The organism is Agreia sp. Leaf210 (assembly GCF_001421485.1).
GTDB lineage: Bacteria > Actinomycetota > Actinomycetes > Actinomycetales > Microbacteriaceae > Agreia.
The window spans coordinates 366,232-383,835 of sequence record NZ_LMKK01000003.1 but is presented as its reverse complement, the minus strand read 5'-3'; the positions used below and the strand labels follow the sequence as shown (position 1 = coordinate 383,835).

Here is a 17,604-nt window from a genome sequence, read left to right as displayed (position 1 = left end):
TCAGGCGAATCCGTTCCCCTTCGGCCGCGTTAACCTCTCGTCCACCTGCGAACCCTATGGTTCGAGCGCCGCGTGGGCGCGCGGCGATCGAACCTCCAGGAGACTGACGACGTGACCGACTCCCCCGCTGCACCCGGGCTCCTCCTGGGCAGCGAGCGCACCCCGGCCCCGCGCACGCTCGTAGACATCCTGCGAGACTCGGCCGATAGGCATCCGGAATCGGCCGCCCTCGCCGATGCGAACGGATCTGTCAGCTATCGAGAACTGATGCGATTGGTGTCGCAGTCGGCGGTCTCTCTCTCGGTCGCCGGCGTGCGCCGCGGCGATCGGGTCGGCATCCGCATCCCCTCGGGTGGCCGCACCCTCTACGTCTCGATCCTGGCCGTGCTGGTGCTCGGTGCCGCGTACGTCCCGGTCGATGCCGACGATCCAGACGAGAGGGCCGAGCTCGTCTTCGGCGAGGCGGATGTCGTGGGCTACATCGGCGCAGACGGCACCATCGTGCCGCGCGTCTCTGCCGACGGAAGCCGTCGTCTGGATGCTCGAGAGAGCGTTGGACTCGAGCCTGTGCGCACGGGTACCGGCACCATCAGCACGCTCGGAGCGCCCACGCCGGACGACGACGCCTGGATCATCTTCACCTCGGGCTCGACCGGCGTGCCCAAGGGCGTCGCCGTCACCCACCGATCGGCGGCAGCCTTCGTCGACGCCGAAGCACGGATGTTCCTGCAATCGGAGCCGCTCGACCAGACCGACAGGGTGCTCGCCGGGCTCTCTGTCGCTTTCGACGCCTCGTGCGAAGAGATGTGGCTGGCCTGGAGGCACGGCGCCTGCCTCGTTCCTGCGCCCCGATCGCTCGTGCGCTCGGGTGCTGATCTCGGGCCGTGGCTCATCGCTCACGGCATCACGGTCGTCTCCACGGTTCCGACGCTCGCGGGTCTGTGGCCGGCAGAGTCACTCGAGAACGTGCGTCTGCTGATCTTCGGTGGCGAGGCATGCCCGCCCGAACTTGCGGCGCGGCTGGCGACGCCCGCCCGAGAGCTGTGGAACACCTACGGCCCGACGGAAGCCACCGTGGTGGCGTGCGGCGCCCTTCTCGATGGATCGGCGCCCATTCGCATCGGACTCCCGCTCGACGGGTGGGATCTCGCCGTGGTCGACGCGGCGGGAACACCCGTGGGCGAGGGCGAGATCGGCGAACTGATCATCGGCGGAGTCGGGCTGGCACGCTATCTCGATCCGGCGAAAGACGCCGAGAAATACGCACCGATGCCCACTCTCGGGTGGGAACGCGCGTATCGCAGCGGCGACCTCGTGCGCTTCGAGCGCGAGGGACTCGTGTTTCAAGGCAGAGCCGACGACCAGATCAAGCTCGGCGGACGTCGAATCGAACTGGGCGAGATCGAGGCTGCCCTGCAAGCTCTGACGGGCGTGGCGGGCGCCGCCGCAGTCGTGCAGACCACGGCGGCGGGCAATCAGGTGCTCGTGGGCTACCTCGCTCTCGATGCGGCGATCGCCGAGGCCGACTTCGATCGGAACGCCGCCGTGGCCAGGCTCCGCGAAGAACTGCCTGCCGCCCTGGTTCCCGTGCTCGCCATCGTCGAGTCGATACCGACCCGGATCTCCGGAAAAGTCGACCGGGCCGCGCTCCCCTGGCCCCTCGCATCCGCTGCCGGCGCAACCTCGGGCGGGGCGGCCGCGCTCAGTGGAACCGCGGGCTGGCTGGCCGAACTCTGGACCAAGGTGCTCGGCGCCCGGGTCTCCGACGAGTCCGACGACTTCTTCGCCGTCGGCGGCGGCAGTCTCGCCGCCGCCCAACTCACGAGCATGATCCGCACGCGGTTTCCCGAAGCCCGCGTCTCAGACCTCTACGATCATCCACGCATCGGGGCACTGGCGACCGAGCTCGACTCGAGGGCGCCGAGCGTGGCCACGGAGCCACGCACGGTCGCGCCCACTCCACGAGCGACGCAATGGGCCCAGACGCTGCTCGGAATCCCGATGCACATCATCGTGGGCGCGCGGTGGAGCGTCTACCTCCTCGCCGCCAATGCCCTGCTGATCGGGTTCGCCGGCATCGGCTGGCTCCCGACGCCCGCGTGGTGGTGGCTGCTCGTGGGATTCCTGATTCTGGTGACCCCGTTCGGACGCATGGGTGTCTCGGTGGTCGCCGCGCGCCTGCTCCTCCGAGGTGTACGGCCGGGTGCCTACCCGCGTGGGGGCCAGGTTCACATAAGGCTGTGGATGGCGGAGCAGGTCGCGGCCCTGGTGGGAGCGGCGAGCCTCGCCGGTGCGCCCTGGATCGCCTACTACGCGCGAGCGCTCGGAGCGACGATCGGCGAGGGCGTCGATCTGCACTCACTTCCGCCGGTGACCGGCATGCTCAAACTCGGTGCGCGTGTCGCCATCGAGCCCGAGGTCGATCTCTCCGGGTACTGGATCGACGGCGATATCCTGCGTATCGGCGCCGTCACGGTGGGGGCCGACGCGACGATCGGCTCGCGGAGCACGCTGCTTCCCGGGGCGCGAGTCGGCCGTGGGGCGGAGATCGCCGCGGGGTCGTCGGTGTCTGGTCGGGTCCCTGGCGGCGAGCGGTGGGCCGGCTCGCCGGCCGAACGGATGGGCAAGGCCCGCCCTGGCTGGCCGGCGGAACGGCCGCCGCGGGCATCCGTGTGGGTCGCCGCGTACGGCGCCGGGTCCGTCCTGCTGTCCCTCCTGCCTCTTGCCGCGCTCGCGGTCGGCGCCCTGGTGACCGGAGCCATGGTGCGCGGCTCCGATTCGCTCGGGGAGCTCTCGCTGAGGGCCCTGGCGTCTGTGCCCCTCGCGACGATCGCGGCGGGCGTCGTCTTCGCCGTGCTCGTCGTGCTGAGCGTTCGACTTCTGGGGATCGGTCTCTCTCCCGGGCACTACCCGGTGCGCTCGCGCGTCGGATGGCAGGTCTGGGCCACGGAACGCCTGCTCGACCTGTCGCGCACGATGCTTTTTCCCCTCTATGCGAGCCTCTTCACCCCTGTCTGGCTGCGGCTTCTCGGTGCCAAGGTCGGAGCGAATGTCGAGGCCTCGACCGTTCTGCTTCTGCCCGCGATGACCACGATCGGCGACCACGCCTTTCTCGCCGACGACACGATGGTCGCGTCGTACGAGCTCGGCGGCGGCTGGATGCGCATCGACGAGGCCAAGATCGGTCGTCGGGCGTTCCTCGGGAACAGCGGGATGACAGGTCCCGGAAGGACCGTTCCGAAGAACGGACTCGTCGCGGTGCTGTCGGCGACACCACGCAAGGCGAAGTCGGGGTCGTCGTGGCTCGGCAACCCGCCGGTGCGGCTGCGCCGTGCCGTGGCCGAGTTCGACGAGAGCCGCACGTATCAGCCTCCCGTCTCGTTGCGAGTGGCGCGCGCGCTGTGGGAACTCGGCCGCATCGTGCCCGTGATGATCACCGTCGGCATCGGCCTCGGGGTCATGCTCGCTCTCGAGTTCCTCCTGATCGAATGGGGACTCGGCTGGATGATCGTGCTCTCCGGGCCTGTCATGCTGGCCGCCGGTGCTGTGGCGGCTGCCGTCACGACTGTCGCGAAGTGGACGATCGTGGGCAGGATCCGAGCCACCGAGCATCCGCTCTGGTCGTCGTTCATCTGGCGCAACGAGGTCTCCGACACGTTCGTCGAGATGGTCGCGGCCCCCTGGTTCGCGAGGGCCGCGACGGGAACCCCCGCACTCGCCCTGTGGCTGGCTTCGCTCGGCGCCCGCGTCGGCCGAGGCACCTGGATCGAGACCTACTGGCTGCCCGAGGCCGACCTGGTCGAACTCGGAGACGGATCGAGCGTGAACCGCGGATGCGTGGTTCAGACGCATCTCTTTCACGACCGCGTGATGTCGCTCGACACCGTCGTGATCGCATCCGGAGCGACCCTCGGACCGCACAGCGTGATCCTGCCCGCGGCCCGCATCGACGACGGCGCGACCGTCGGTCCCGCCTCTCTCGTCATGCGCGGCGAGGTCGTTCCGGCCTCCAGCCGCTGGACCGGCAACCCCATCGCGTCGTGGAATACTTGAGCGACAGATGCCGCACACTCCCTCACACCCCAGTCACGGTTCCCTGACCATTGGTGACAGCTACGTTCCCACCAGCGGCAATGGCGGCTACACCGTCTCGTCGTACGACCTCGATCTCGACTACAGGGTCGCCAACAACCGTCTCGCCGCGACCGCCATCATCACGGCGACCGCGACGCACGAGTTGACCCGCTTCAGCGTCGACTTCTGCGGGCTCGTGGCGACGCGCGTCACCATCGACGGCGCCGCACCCTCGAAGCTCGTCGAGTCGGCCAGAAAACTCACCATCACGCCGGCGCGTCCCATCGAAGCCGGCAAAGAATTCGTACTGAGCGTTCGCTACGGCGGTCTCCCGCGGCCCGTGCGCAGCCCGTGGGGCGAACTCGGCTGGGAAGAACTGAGCGAGGGCGTGCTCGTCGCGTCTCAGCCCAGCGGGGCACCGAGCTGGTTCCCGTGCAACGACCATCCCAGCGACAAGGCCTCGTTCCGCATCCGCATCGCGGCCGAGTCGTCTTACTCGGTGCTCGCGAACGGCCGCCTCGTCTCGAAGGTCCGGCGGGCGAGCCGCACGACGTGGACATACGAGACCGTCGAACCCATGGCGACCTACCTGGCCAGCATCCAGATCGGTGTGTATAGGGAGCTCGTGCTCTCGAAGGTGCCTGTTCCGCAGACGGTGCTGGCGCCGGCCTCCATCGTCGATCGCGCCCAGAACGACTTCGCCGACCAGGAACGGATGATCGCTCTCTTCGAGCGTTTGTTCGGACCCTATCCCTTCGGCGAGTACTCGGTCGTCGTAGCCGACGACGACCTCGAGATCCCTGTGGAGGCTCACGGCTTCGCCGTCTTCGGCAGGAACCACATCGACGGCCTGGGCGGCTCGGAGCGGCTCATCGCGCACGAGTTGGCGCACTCCTGGTTCGGCAACAGCGTCACCGCTACGACGTGGAAGGACATCTGGCTGCACGAGGGTTTCGCCTGCTACGCCGAGTGGCTCTGGTCGGAGGAATCGGGCGGCCCCACGGCCGACCGCCTCGCGCATCAGCACTGGGCACGGCTCTCGCACCTCCCCCAAGACCTGACGATCGGCGATCCCGGGCCGGAGAAGATGTTCGACGACAGGGTCTACAAACGCGGCGCCCTCACGCTCCACGCTCTGCGCATCATCCTCGGCGATGACGCGTTCTTCGAGCTCCTGAGTTCGTGGGCGACGGAGAACCGCTACGGCAACGTGACCACCGAGGCGTTCTATCTGCACGCTCACGAACGCAGCGCCGTCGACTTGGATGAGCTGTTCGAGAGCTGGCTCTTCGCCGAGCGACTGCCGGTGCTTCCCCGCTGAGCGTGCCGGCTCGAGTCAGTCGAGCAGCTCCACGACGACCGGCTCCACGACGACCGGCTCAGGGCCGAGCATCGCGACCGTGAGAACAAGAGTCGGGTCCCCGAACGGCACGTCGACGATCACGGCACCATCTCCAAGGCCGGATGCGAGGTCGATCGTCGTGAGGTCGAGGCGAAGACCGCGCCCGGTCGCTTTCAGGTACGCCTCTTTGCGTGACCACAGCCGGGTACGCAGCTCGTCACGGCTCCCGGCGTCTTCGTCGTCGATGAGATCTCGCTCGGCCTCGGAGAACGCGGCTTCATCGACCCGCGCCCTCGACATCTGCACCGACGACTCGATGTCGACGCCCAGATCGCCTCCTCCAGCATCGAGCGATATGGCCGTCGCGACCCACCCCGCCGCCGAGCTCTTGCTGACCATGATCTCGGAGCCGTCGTCGGCAAGCGGGAAGAGCACCCGCGGCTTGCCGTGTGGCCTCTCGCAGTCATCGCAGTGCGACTCGATGATCACCTGCGACGCCACGACACCGGCGACGGATGCGACGGTCCGCTCGATCGCGTCGGACGCGGGCGCCGCACGCAGCGTCACGCGCACGTGTCTGGCGGTCATCCGGCCAGGGGTTCGTGCAGCACGGGAAAGCTGACCGAGTTCGCGATGAAGCACTTCTCACTCGCCTCGCCGTGCAGTGACTGGGCCAGCTCGGCTTGCGAGGGGTCGGCCAACTCGACCCTGGGATGCAGCGTCGCCGACGTGAACCGTCCGCCACCCGTGCGGTCGAGGGCGAGTGTCCCCGTCGCCTCGTCCCGATACCCCGTGACCACGACGCCGTGCAGAACCGCGACGTGCAGGTACGAGAGCATGTGGCACTGGCTCAGTGCGGCCAGCAGCATCTCTTCGGGGTTCCACCGGTCGGTGTCTCCGTGGAATGTGCGGTCGGCGCTTCCCTCGACGGGGTGTTTCCCCTCCGCCGTCACGAGGTGGCCGCGCCCGTAGTCTCGGTACCCGCTGGTACCCGTGCCCCTATTTCCAAGCCACTCTACGGTCACGGTGTAGGAATGCTGCGCTTTCACGCGATCAGCCTAACCGGGCGCGTGTCGGCACGGCGGTAAACTCGATGGCATCATGACAGACACCCTGAATTCCTCGTACACAGTCGCCCAGGAGCGGAAGGTCGTCACGGCCATCCCCGGTCCCCAGAGCATCGCACTGCACGAGCGACGACTGGCCGTTGTGCCGGTGGGTGTCGGCACCGCACTCCCTATCTACATCGAGAAGGCCAACGGAGCGATCCTCGTCGACGCCGACGGCAATCAGTTCATCGATCTCGGCGCCGGTATCGGAGTCACGACCGTCGGTCACACCTCTGCTCGGGTCATCGAGGCCGCCGCGGCTCAGCTCGGCAAGGTGACGCACACGCTGTTCACGGTCACCCCCTACGAGGAGTACGTGCGGGTCGCCGAACTGCTCGCCCAGCACACCCCCGGCGACTTCGCGAAGAAGACGGTGCTCGTGAACTCCGGCGCCGAGGCCGTCGAGAACGCCGTGAAGATCGCCCGCAAGTACACGCGCCGCACGGGTGTTGCGGTGCTCGAGCACGCGTACCACGGTCGCACCAACCTGACCATGGCGATGAACTTCAAGGCGGCTCCGTACTCCACGGGCTTCGGCCCCTTCGCCGGCGACGTCTACCGCGCACCCAACTCGTACCCGTACCACGACGGACTCACCGGAGCCGAGGCGGCGGCCCGCACGATCGGCTACCTCGAGAAGACCGTCGGCGCGTACGACCTCGCGTGCCTCGTCGTCGAGCCGATCCAGGGCGAGGGCGGCTTCGTCGTCCCGGCCGAGGGCTACCTGCCCGCCCTGCAGCAGTGGTGCACCGACAACGGCATCGTCTTCATCGCCGACGAGATCCAGAGCGGCATGGCGCGCACCGGCGCCTATTTCGCCAGCGAGCACTTCGGCCTCGTTCCCGACCTCGTGCTGAGCGCCAAGGGCATCGCGGGCGGGCTTCCTCTCGCGGGAGTCACGGGCCGCGCCGAGATCATGGACTCGGCCCTCCCCGGCGGATTGGGCGGCACCTTCGGCGGCAATCCCGTGGCAGCGGCAGCGGCCGTGGCCGTCTTCGAGCAGATCGAGAGCGACAACCTGCTCGCCGAGGCGACCCGCATCGAGCAGACACTCGTCACGGGTCTCGAGGAACTGGCGTCGAAGTACGACATCATCGGCGACATCCGCGGTATCGGAGCCATGATCGCGATCGAGCTGGTGCAGCCCGGAACGGGAGCCACCACGAAGGAACCCAACCCCAAGGCCGTCGACGCGATCGTGGCCTACGCGGCGTCGCAGGGTGTTCTCGTCCTGAATGCGGGAACGTACGGCAACATCGTGCGTTTCCTGCCGAGCCTCGCGATCTCCGATGCACTCCTGACCGACGCGCTGAGCGTCATCGACGATGCGATGGCGACCCTGCGATGAGCTCTCTCGCGACGGCTGCCTCAGACGCTGCATCGCGGGGCACCTTCTCTCTCGAGGGAGCCGTCGAGCTCGCCGTGCTCGAGCGCAGCGGATTCATCGAGTCGCGTCACGTGGGCGCGGCCGTCGTACTCGACCCGACGGGCGCGGTTCTCGACGAGCTCGGCGACGCATCTGCACCCGTCTTCCCGCGCTCCAGTCTCAAGCCCTTCCAGGCGCTGGCCATCCGTCAGGCGGGTGTCGACCTCGATCCGCTGCAGACCGCACTCTCGATGGCGAGCCACGGGGGAACGCCCGAGCATGTCGACGTCGTGCGCGACATCCTTCGACTGGCCTCGCTCGACGAGTCCGACCTCGGATGCCCCGAGGACTGGCCGGGAGACCGGGCCGCGCGCGATGCGGTCGTCCGCGCCGGCGGCTCCGCACAACGGGTCTATATGAACTGCTCCGGAAAGCACGCCGCCATGCTGCTTGCCTGCGTCAAGCAGGGCTGGAGCACCGCCGACTACCTCGACCCCGCGCATCCTCTTCAGCGCCGGATCCGCGACCTCATCGAGGAGCAGACCGGCGAGGCGATCGCCGCATCCGGAGTAGACGGCTGCGGTGCTCCCGTGCATGCCATCTCCCTTCGTGCACTCGCCCGGGGCGTGTCGCGCATAGCCCAGAGCGAGACTCCGGATGCCGAATGGCTGGTCGACTCGGTGCTCTCCAACGGCTGGGCCGTCGACTCCCCCAATGAGCAGAACACCCTCGTGATTGACAAGCTCCAGCTCTTTGCGAAGCTCGGTGCCGAGGGTGTCATGGTCATGTCCACCAGATCCGGTGTGGCCGTCGCCCTCAAGATCCTCGATGGCAGTCTGCGGGCGGCCGCGATCGTGGCGCTCGATCTCCTCGTGCGCGCGGGCGCCGTCAGCCGCGACGACGTCGATGCCCTGGTGCGCACGTTCGATCTCGCCGTTCTCGGTGGCGGCAAGCCCGTCGGAACGATCAGAGTCACCGCCTGATCGGGCTCGGGCGCTGGATCAGGTGAGCTTCGCCAGCCTCTTCTGCCTGGCCGAGCGGCTGACCTGACTCACCACCACGATGAGGATCGCCAGGATGAACACGGCCGAGGCGATCACATTCGCCTCGGCGGGGATGCCTCGTGCCGCCGCGATGTAGATGAATTTGGGGAAGGTGTCGACGGCGCCCGAGTTGAAGTTCGTGATGATGAAGTCATCGAAGCTCAGCGCGAACGACAACAGCGCCGCCGCCAGAATGCCCGGCAGAAGCAGAGGAAACGTGATGCGCCAGAAGACCTGGGCCGGCGAGCCGTAGAGATCTCGTCCCGCCTCTTCGAGCGCCGGGTCGAGGCCTGCTACGCGTGCTTTCACGGTGACCACCACGAAGCTGATGCAGAACATCGTGTGGGCCAGAATCACCGTCACGATGCCCTTCTGCGTACCGAGGGCCAGGAATTGTGCAGCAAGCCCCGCGCCCAGCACGACCTCGGGGGTCGCCATGGGCAAGAACAGCAGCAGGCTGATACTCGAGCGAAACCGGAATCGATAGCGCACGAGCGCAATCGCGATGGCCGTGCCGAGCGCGGTCGCGAGAACGGTGGCGACGACTCCCACGAGAATGCTGTTGCCGAAGGCCTCGCAGAGACCGGGTTCGTTGCAGACCGTGAGCCACTTCTCGAACGTGAACCCCCTCCAGGCGAGGTTGGACTTGCCCGAGTCGTTGAACGAGAAGACGAAGGTGTAGACGATCGGGATGAGCAGGAACGCGAGGGCCAGCGCGACATAGATGGGAAGTCCGATACCCGCGAACCTTCCGCGGGGGCGTGAGGGCTCTCCGCGCCTGGTCGCCGGGTTCTTCGGATCGAGAGGTAGCGCGGTCACAGCAGGTCCTCCGTTCCACTGCGGCGCACGTACACGCCGACGAGTACCAAGATGACGGCCATCAGGATGATGGAGAGCGCCGCCGCGACAGGATAGTTCTGCAGCGTGAGGAAGTTGGCCTCGATCGCATTTCCGAGCATGGCCGTCTTACTCGATCCCAGAAAGTCGCGGCTCGCGTTGATGTAGTCACCGGCCGCCGGGATGAACGTCAGCAGTGTGCCCGAGATGATGCCCGGCATCGAGAGCGGAACCGTGACCTTCAGGAACGTCGTGGCCGGATTCGCGTAGAGGTCGCTTCCCGCCTCGAGGAAGCGAGTGTCGAGGCGCTCGAGAGTCGTATAGAGCGGAAGGGTCATGAACGGGATGAAGTTGTAGGTGAGCCCGAAGATCACGGCGAACGGTGTACCCGTGAGATGTCCGTCTACGGGCAGGATCGCCACCGCTTTGAGCGCCAGGACCACGGGCGACTCGTCGGAGAGGATCTGCTTCCACGCGAGCGTGCGGAGGAGGAAACTGATGAAGAACGGAGCGATGACGAGGGTGAGCATCGTGCTCTGCAGAAGGGGCCAGCGTCGTGCTTTGACACCGATGAAGTACGCGATCGGGTAGCTGATGATCAGGGCGAAGACGGTGGCGACGAGTGCGTAGCCGAACGCGCGCAGGATGTGCGGCAGATACTCGCTCGCACTCGCTACGTAGTTCTGCCACTGCACTCCCGGAATGTATTCGCCGATGTCTCCCCCGGGAAGCTCGGCCTGGAACGAGGTGATGACGAGCGATATGAGCGGGGTGAGAAAGAACAGCACCATGTAGAGGATGCCGGGAAGAAGCAGAACCAGCGCGATCGTGGACTTTCGTCTCGGCGGCTTCGTCACGGCCGCGTCGCTCGAAGCGAATGCCGCGAAGGCCACGGGTTACGCCCCTTCCAGTTCGGTCTCGAGCGCGGCCCTGCGCTGGATCGCGATGGCGCTCGTCGACGCGTCGGCGGGGAAGCGGGAGCCCGGGCTCGGCTCGTCTTCAAGACCGAAGCCGTGATCCACCGTCCAGCTGACCCAGACCTCGGCACCCTCGTTCACAACCGGTCCGAAGACCATGTTCTGAGCGAAGACGGTCACGGCGCCCAGACCCGGGATCTGGACGATGTACGAGGTGCTGACCCCGGAGAACGAGACGTCGGTGACGCGGCCCGGTCCGAGGATGTTGAGTCCGGCCTTGGTCTCGGGCGCTTCCGTGTGCAGCAGCAGCTTCTCGGGCCTCACGCCGATCGTCACCTCGCCCGCGTGGCGCTGAGCCCGGGTGCGAGGCACCACGATGCCTCTGCCCGCGATGTCGACGGTGATGAAGTCGGCGGTCGACTCGGTGACCCGGCCCGTGAAGAGATTCGATTGACCGAGGAAGTTGGCGACGAACGCTGTTCGCGGCAATTCGTAGAGCTGCTCGGGCGCCCCCATCTGCTCGATCTGGCCCTTGTTCATGACCGCTACGATGTCGGCCATGGTCATGGCCTCCTCCTGGTCGTGCGTGACATGAAGAAAGGTCAGGCCGATCTCGGTCTGGATGCTCTTCAGCTCGAGTTGCATCTGGCGACGCAGCTTGAGATCGAGCGCCCCCAGCGGTTCGTCGAGCAGGAGAAGAGCGGGTCGATTCACGATCGCTCGTGCAAGCGCGACGCGCTGCTGCTGACCGCCCGACAACTGAGCGGGGCGCCGCGTCGCGAGGTGGTCCAGTTCGACGAGTTTCAAGGCCTCGTGAGCCTTGCCGAGCGGATCGTCGATCTTGCGTCGACGAAGACCGAAGGCGACGTTCTCGAGGATCGTCATATGCGGAAAGAGAGCGTACGACTGGAAGACCGTGTTCACCGGACGTTGAAAGGACTTCGTGTTCGTGACGTCCTTTCCTCCGATGAGAATGCGTCCCGCCGACGGCTCCTCGAGCCCCGCGACAAGTCGGAGCGTGGTCGTCTTGCCGCAGCCTGACGGCCCGAGAAGCGCGAAGAACGAGCCGGCCGGAATGGTGAGATTGAGATCCTCGATGGCCGTGAAGCCGGGGAACCTCTTGCTGATATCGACGAACTCGAGGTCGGCGCCCGCCTCGGCGAAGGTGCTCATCGTCTTCATCAGATACCCAACAACACTTTCTGAAATTCGGTGCCCAAGGTCTTCTCTTCCTCTGCCGTCAATGTCCGGAACACATGTGTTTGTTCGAGGGTCTTCTCATCGGGAAAGATCAACTGGTTGTTCGCGAGTTCAGGATCGATGGACTCCATCGCCTCCCGTGCGCCGACGACGGGCGTGATGTAGTTGACCCAGGCCGCGACCTCTGCGGCGACCTCCGGTTCGTAGTAGTAGTTCATGAGCGCCTCGGCGTTCGCCTTTCGAGTAGATCCCATCGGCACCACGAAGGTGTCGTTCCAGAGGGTTCCGCCGGAGTCGGGAAGGATGAACTCCCATTTGTCACCCGCCTCCGCGTTGATCAGAGTGATGTCGCCAGACCAGCAGATGGCCGCCAGCGTGTCCTCGTTCTGCAGATCGTTCAGATAGGCGTTGCCTTTGATGTTGCGCACCTGCCCGTCGTCGACCTGCTTGCGGAACAGATCTACGGCATCCATGAACTGAGCCTCACCCCAGTTGCTCGAGACGTCGGTTCCGAGCGACTGCATGATCACTCCGATGGTGTCTCGCATCTCGCTCAGCACGCCGACGCGGCCCTTGAGCTCCGGATTCCACAAGTCGTCGACAGACCTGAGTCCCTTCGGCAGCCGCTCCTTGTTCCAGCAGATTCCCGCGAACCCACCCTGCCAGGGAAGCGAGCGCGCGCGACCGGGATCGAAGTCGGGGTTCGCGAGCGACGGAAGCATGTTCGCCTTGTTGGGGATGTTCGCAGCGTCGAGCTCCTGCACGTAGCCCTTGCGAACGAGACGGGAGACCATCCATTCGGTCAGACATACGGCGTCTGCGCCGATGTCCTGGCCCAGGGCGAGCTGATCCTTGACCTTGCCGTAGTAGGTGTTGTTGTCATCGACCGCGACGTTGTAGGTCACGCTGATGCCGGTCTGTTCCTCGAAGCCGATCACCGTCGGGTAGTTTCCGTCGTCGTCTTCGTCGATGTACGCCGGCCAGTTGTCCCAGACGAGCGATCTGTCGGATGCCGACGAGTCTATGGCGGCCAGTGGCGCGGGTCGTGGACCGGTCGAGCACGCGGCCAATGCCAGAGCCCCGAGGCCCAAGCCCGCCCCGGCGAGCAGGGAGCGCCGCGACAACGCGAGCTGCTTCGCTCGTTGCATGGATCGTGTGTAGGCGATCGCCTGCCGAATCATCGGGTCACGGGGCGGTGGCGCGTTCATGTCGGGCGGATCTCCGAACTGTGCGGTCATCAGGGTGGTCTGATAGTGGCACAGCACGTGGCCTCATGGGGTGAAAGAGGGCGAAAGCGGCAATAACGAAACATAGATTTCACGAAATCCTCTGCGATTCCCACGATTCCCGGCGGGAATCCTCTGCGGGCTCGAATCTGACGATGGTGTCGTCGGGGGTGAGCATCCAGCGGGCCTGCCTGCCGTGATCGACCGGTGGCGGCAGATCGCGGCGCCGCGTCAGGGCTCGGAAATCACCGAGTGAGCACCCATCGAAGTACACCGGGACGCGACTCCGGAGGCTCGAGAACGTAGTCCAAGCGGTCATCCATGTGTCCGGCGTTCCGACCAGCCACGCCGAGACATCGGGTGTGGGCGTGAATGCCGACACCGCCGCACGATCGCTGGCATCGATCAGGGTGACGGCGCCGCCCGGTCGATCGAGAAATGCAGACGGGCGAGCCGTGACGATGAGCAGGAGCGACGGCAGGGAGCGCCCTTGGGCGCGAGCGTGCCGTGGCAACAATGCCTCTCGGGGCGACTCGCTACCGGCGGCGAGTGCGACCTGCAGCCGTGACCCCCGCCAATGCCCAGCACCTGGTGGAAGCCGGGGGTCGTGGTCGGAGGCGGCGCCCTCCGAGACGATGTATTCCTGACGACTGGCGAACCTCAGATGGATCCGCTCGGGAAAGAGCGGCGCGAGGGTCGTGAGCGGAGCGGCCAGACGCTGAGCCGTGGCGATGACGGTGATGCCGCAGGGCGGACCATCCCGGAGGATCGTCGCAAGCTCTGAGACGATCGCGCCCTGGTACTCGGCGTCGAAGCGACGCAACACCGAATCGACGTCGTCGATGAGCACGATCATCTGTGAGCGAGGAACCGCCCCGGCCTGCCTTCGTCGACACAAGGCGACGAGCTCGTGCACCGTGTCCCACGCCTGTTCTGTGTCTCGTCCGACGACCACCGCGAACGACGACTGTCGAGCAAGCGTCGCGAGAAGCGTCGATTTTCCCGAGCGCGAGGAACCGAGCACGAGTAGCGGTCCGTGCTCTACCGGGTCGTAGCGGGCCGGCGGTTGGCGCTGCTCGTCGGGCAGATCGAGGAGGCCGAGGACGAAGCCGGACGATGGTCGTGGGATGTCGTCGAGTTCGACGCGGTGCGGCAGGGCGGGGAGCCACGGTGCTCGGATCCTCGGACGCGTGTCGGTCTGATGCTCCGAGAGCGCCTCGGCGTCGGTGAAAGCGATCTGCACGGCCGAGGGTGGTCTACCGCCCAGAGAGACGAAGCAGCGACCGCGTTGCTCGGCGGTCAGCATGGACGCCGCAGGGCTGCCGATGATGGAGGTCGAATCGGCTGCGTTGTTCACCCGTAGCGACAATCTCAGTTCGCAGTTCGCGAGCAGGGAATCCTTCACCACGCCGGACGGGCGTTGGGTGCAGAGCACCAGGTGCATTCCGAGCGATCGCCCGCGCGCAGCGATGTCGGCGAACACGTCATGGAGTTGCGGGAACTCCGTCAGCATGGCCGCGAACTCGTCGACGACGATCATCAGACGAGGCAGGACACCCCCGAGCCGTGGATCGGAGATATCACGGGCGGATGCCTCTCGGAGAATTCCTTCGCGCCATCGAATCTCCGCTCTAAGGCTCGACAGGGCACGCGCGGCCCCGCCGGGATCGAGATCGGTGATCAAGCCGACGCACTGCTCGAGGCGCGTCAGCGGGTCGAACGCGGCTCCGCCCTTGAAGTCCACGAGCAGCACGGTGAACGAGGTGGTGTCGTAAGCGCGGGCGAGAGCAGCCACCCATGTCACGAGGAGTTCGCTCTTGCCGCTTCCCGTGGTTCCGGCCACGACCGCGTGAGGTCCCTGTTCGACGAGGTCGAGCTGGAAGACCTCACCGCGCTCTCCGATCCCGATTGCAGCGCGGAGGCCCTTCCGCGCCGCCGACCGCTCTCCCCCGTCTCCTGCGCGTGCCAGCGCCTCGACCTCGGAACTCGTCACGCGCTCGGGAAGTGCGAAGAGACCACGATCGGCTGCAGCAGACTGCCGGCCGAGTCGCGCGCAGAACTCCTCGGCCTCGACGATCGACACGAACTCCCCCTCGATCTGAAACGGAGTCGGGAGTCGGGGGTGCCTGAGCACGGAGACCAGGCCGACCGAGTCCGCAGCGACGACGATGTCTGCATCTGCCGGTACGGCGCCGGCGGATTCCGCGACCACGACGAACGTCGCGGAGAGGGGGCGGGAAACCGCCTCGAGCGAGCCGAGGCACACACGGTCTGCACCACGATGGGGCAGTAAGTGCGCCCATTCCCACTCACCCGAACACGTGTCGTTCGTCGTCGAACCCCCAGAGAAAGCGGCCGCATCCGGCGAGACGGCGGCGGCGAGCTGCACGGCGTAGCCCCGCGCCAGGGCGTGCGCGAGCAGCGGCGCTCCGACGACGGCGATGCGCGCGGGAGCTACTGCCAGGACGGGGGCGCGATCCAATCGAAGAGCCTCAGAGCGCAATCTCCGAGAGTCCTCATCGTCGTCAGAGCCACCCTCCACCCTGATCGCGCTTTTGACCGGCCCCCTGCCCAGGCAGATCACCACCTGCGCGGCTGCTGTCGCGGTGAACGGATTGGATGCTCTCTCGAGGATCACCCGCGCAGACGGTGCGCGCTGCCGGAGACTCGCGAGCTCGCTCTCGTGAAATGCGACGACCCTGGCGTCGAAGATGTTGCGCCGCCGCTCGAGATCGACCTCGTTGCGGCGTCGGGAGCGGCGCCCGCTGAACCGCCCGTCGATGAGCGTCGCGACAGCCATCACCGGTGACAGCAGGGCGAAGACCAGCGCGAGAGGCGAGTGCAGGACGAACCATACGACGACGGCGACGCCCAACGGTGCGAGTGAGCCGATGAGGGGGAACGGCGCCCTGGGAGCCGGATCCGCTCGCCGCGGGACCACGATGACGTCGTCGATATCCGATGCGACGTCCGCTCGGTTCCGGGCCGGGTCGGGCGGGGGCTCGTCCGGGGGCAACGGATGACGTCGGCGCATCGAACGAGTACACCTCAGGCTCGGCCTCGCACGAGCGCACCCGCCTCAGTCCGTGGAGAACACCGGCCGAAAGCGACGTGTGGACGGACCCGAGGACGCGGCCTCCGCTAGAGGACGTCGAAGTACTGCTCACCGATGCGGATGCGCGTTCCTCGCGCCACTCCGTACCGCTCACCGGGCAGGGCGTCCAGAGACTCCTCGCCGGCCACGGAGATCGAGGTGCCATTGCCCGAATGACGGTCGCTGACCCAGAACATCCCGTTCTCGATTCCGAACTCGAGGTGGGTCTTCGACACGCTCAGCTGCGGATCCACGATGCGCACGATCTCGAAGGGCCGATCGACGTCGGCGGCAACTGGGTTCCGACCGATGAGTCCCGGCCCGGCGACGACGACGTTCTCACCGGTGCTGAACACAAGCCGGAAGACGGGGCGCGCGGGCGAGGTCTTCGGTGCGGGCCGTTCGGGAGCGGTCAACGATTCGTGTCGCCTCGTGATCGGCAGCGGCTGCACATGCTGCGTGTCGCTCATCGCAGATGCTGCAAGCACCGAACTGCCGCATTCGCCGCAGAACATCGCCCCGCTGGGGAGGACCGTGCCGCAGGTCTTGCACCGCACGGCGCTCATCGACTGTGCGCGCTCGGTCGTGTCGACTCGATCTCATCGACAGCCAGGGCGACATCGACGACGAGCACCGTGACGTTGTCTCTGCCTCCGTTCGCGAGCGACGCGGCCACGAGTTCGCTCACGGCCCGTTCGGCGGAATCGGTCGTCGCCAGATAGTGCCGGATCCCGTGATCGGTGAGTTCCTTGGTCAGGCCGTCAGAACAGATGAGCATGCGCTGACCGGGCACCACAGGAATGAGCGAGTAGTCGGGAACCGGCCTGTCATGGAACCCGACGGCCCGCGTGATCACGTTGCTGTCCGGATGCACGTCGGCCTGCTCCCGGGTGATGAGACCCGCAGCGACCATCTCCTGCACGACCGAGTGGTCGATGGTCACCTGTTCGAGCACGTCGTCGGCGAAGACGTAGACCCGCGAATCGCCGATGTTGAACACTGCCCATTGCGCTTCGTCGTCGACCACCGTGAGCGCAATACCGGTGACGGTCGTCCCCGTTCCCAGAACACTCTCGTCGCCCACCCGGTCGATGTCCGCGCGGGCCGACTCAAGAGCTCGATCGATAGTGTCGGCGTCGACGAATGCCCTCCCCGTGATGTCGCCGAGGCGCGTCACGACCGCTGCGCTGGCGATATCGCCGGCGGAGTGTCCGCCCATGCCGTCTGCCACGGCGAAGAGGGGTGGATTCGCGACGACGCTGTCTTCGTTGACGGCTCGCTTGTTGCCGCGGTCCGACAGAAATGACCAGGTGAGGGTCAAGGTGGTGTCGACGGCGCCGGGAAGGACAACGCTCACGTGGGCGTCACTGTCACCGATCTGGGTCACGGGACTCTT

At 66.6% G+C, this 17,604-nt stretch carries 13 protein-coding genes and 1 pseudogene; 4 read left to right on the top strand and 10 right to left on the bottom strand.

The window, feature by feature from the left end:
* Nucleotides 1-111 precede the first annotated feature (111 nt).
* Both ASE64_RS12210 and ASE64_RS12205 read left to right on the top strand, forming a co-directional pair.
* Entirely contained in the window at nt 112-4,053 is a 3,942-nt protein-coding gene (locus ASE64_RS12210) for a Pls/PosA family non-ribosomal peptide synthetase (RefSeq protein ID WP_055781981.1), read from the top strand.
* 7 nt (nt 4,054-4,060) lie between these two features.
* Nucleotides 4,061-5,395, top strand: a complete 1,335-nt coding sequence (locus ASE64_RS12205; RefSeq protein ID WP_055780823.1) for a M1 family metallopeptidase — start codon at nt 4,061-4,063, stop codon at nt 5,393-5,395.
* 15 nt (nt 5,396-5,410) lie between these two features.
* On the opposite strand, the gene ASE64_RS12200 is transcribed toward ASE64_RS12205, so the two are convergent.
* Both ASE64_RS12200 and ASE64_RS12195 read right to left on the bottom strand, forming a co-directional pair.
* Nucleotides 5,411-6,004: a 4'-phosphopantetheinyl transferase family protein gene (locus ASE64_RS12200; RefSeq protein WP_055780821.1), complete on the bottom strand. Its 594-nt coding sequence runs from the start codon at nt 6,002-6,004 to the stop codon at nt 5,411-5,413.
* A complete protein-coding gene (locus ASE64_RS12195; RefSeq protein ID WP_055780818.1) occupies nt 6,001-6,465 on the bottom strand; it encodes an OsmC family protein in 465 nt (154 codons plus the stop codon). Before ASE64_RS12195 ends, ASE64_RS12200 begins: the two co-directional genes overlap by 4 nt.
* A 52-nt stretch (nt 6,466-6,517) precedes the next feature.
* Here ASE64_RS12195 and gabT point away from each other — a divergent pair, with 52 nt between their 5' ends.
* The gene (gene gabT, locus ASE64_RS12190; protein WP_082466251.1) at nt 6,518-7,873 is read left to right on the top strand and encodes a 4-aminobutyrate--2-oxoglutarate transaminase; all 1,356 of its coding nucleotides are present in this window, start codon (nt 6,518-6,520) and stop codon (nt 7,871-7,873) included.
* Complete coding sequence (locus ASE64_RS12185) at nt 7,870-8,874, top strand: asparaginase (protein WP_055780813.1); 1,005 nt, start codon at nt 7,870-7,872, stop codon at nt 8,872-8,874. Before gabT ends, ASE64_RS12185 begins: the two co-directional genes overlap by 4 nt.
* 18 nt (nt 8,875-8,892) lie before the next feature.
* Here ASE64_RS12185 and ASE64_RS12180 read toward each other — a convergent pair whose 3' ends face one another.
* From ASE64_RS12180 to ASE64_RS12150, 8 genes and pseudogenes are all read right to left on the bottom strand, one after another.
* Nucleotides 8,893-9,672 carry an ABC transporter permease gene (locus tag ASE64_RS12180; RefSeq protein ID WP_181035772.1) on the bottom strand — a complete coding sequence of 260 codons (780 nt, stop codon included), beginning with the start codon at nt 9,670-9,672 and terminating at the stop codon, nt 8,893-8,895.
* Between the two features lie 77 nt (nt 9,673-9,749).
* Nucleotides 9,750-10,664, bottom strand: coding sequence for an ABC transporter permease (locus ASE64_RS12175; RefSeq protein ID WP_055780809.1), 915 nt, complete (start codon nt 10,662-10,664; stop codon nt 9,750-9,752).
* Nucleotides 10,665-10,667: 3 nt separating this feature from the next.
* Nucleotides 10,668-11,870, bottom strand: coding sequence for an ABC transporter ATP-binding protein (locus ASE64_RS12170; RefSeq protein ID WP_082466249.1), 1,203 nt, complete (start codon nt 11,868-11,870; stop codon nt 10,668-10,670).
* Entirely contained in the window at nt 11,870-13,126 is a 1,257-nt protein-coding gene (locus ASE64_RS12165; RefSeq protein WP_235480611.1) for an ABC transporter substrate-binding protein, read from the bottom strand. The genes ASE64_RS12170 and ASE64_RS12165 overlap by 1 nt, the downstream gene beginning before the upstream one ends.
* 79 nt (nt 13,127-13,205) lie before the next feature.
* The gene (locus ASE64_RS12160; RefSeq protein WP_082466248.1) at nt 13,206-16,148 is read right to left on the bottom strand and encodes an FtsK/SpoIIIE domain-containing protein; all 2,943 of its coding nucleotides are present in this window, start codon (nt 16,146-16,148) and stop codon (nt 13,206-13,208) included.
* A 107-nt stretch (nt 16,149-16,255) separates the two neighbouring features.
* Nucleotides 16,256-16,678, bottom strand: coding sequence for an FHA domain-containing protein (locus ASE64_RS12155; protein WP_162234570.1), 423 nt, complete (start codon nt 16,676-16,678; stop codon nt 16,256-16,258).
* Nucleotides 16,679-16,699: 21 nt separating this feature from the next.
* Nucleotides 16,700-16,774, bottom strand: a pseudogene (locus tag ASE64_RS17960) (zinc-ribbon domain-containing protein); the annotation flags it as partial.
* Nucleotides 16,771-17,595, bottom strand: a complete 825-nt coding sequence (locus tag ASE64_RS12150) for a PP2C family protein-serine/threonine phosphatase (RefSeq protein ID WP_055780804.1) — start codon at nt 17,593-17,595, stop codon at nt 16,771-16,773. The gene ASE64_RS12150 and the pseudogene ASE64_RS17960, both read right to left, overlap by 4 nt.
* Between the last annotated feature and the right edge of the window lie 9 nt (nt 17,596-17,604).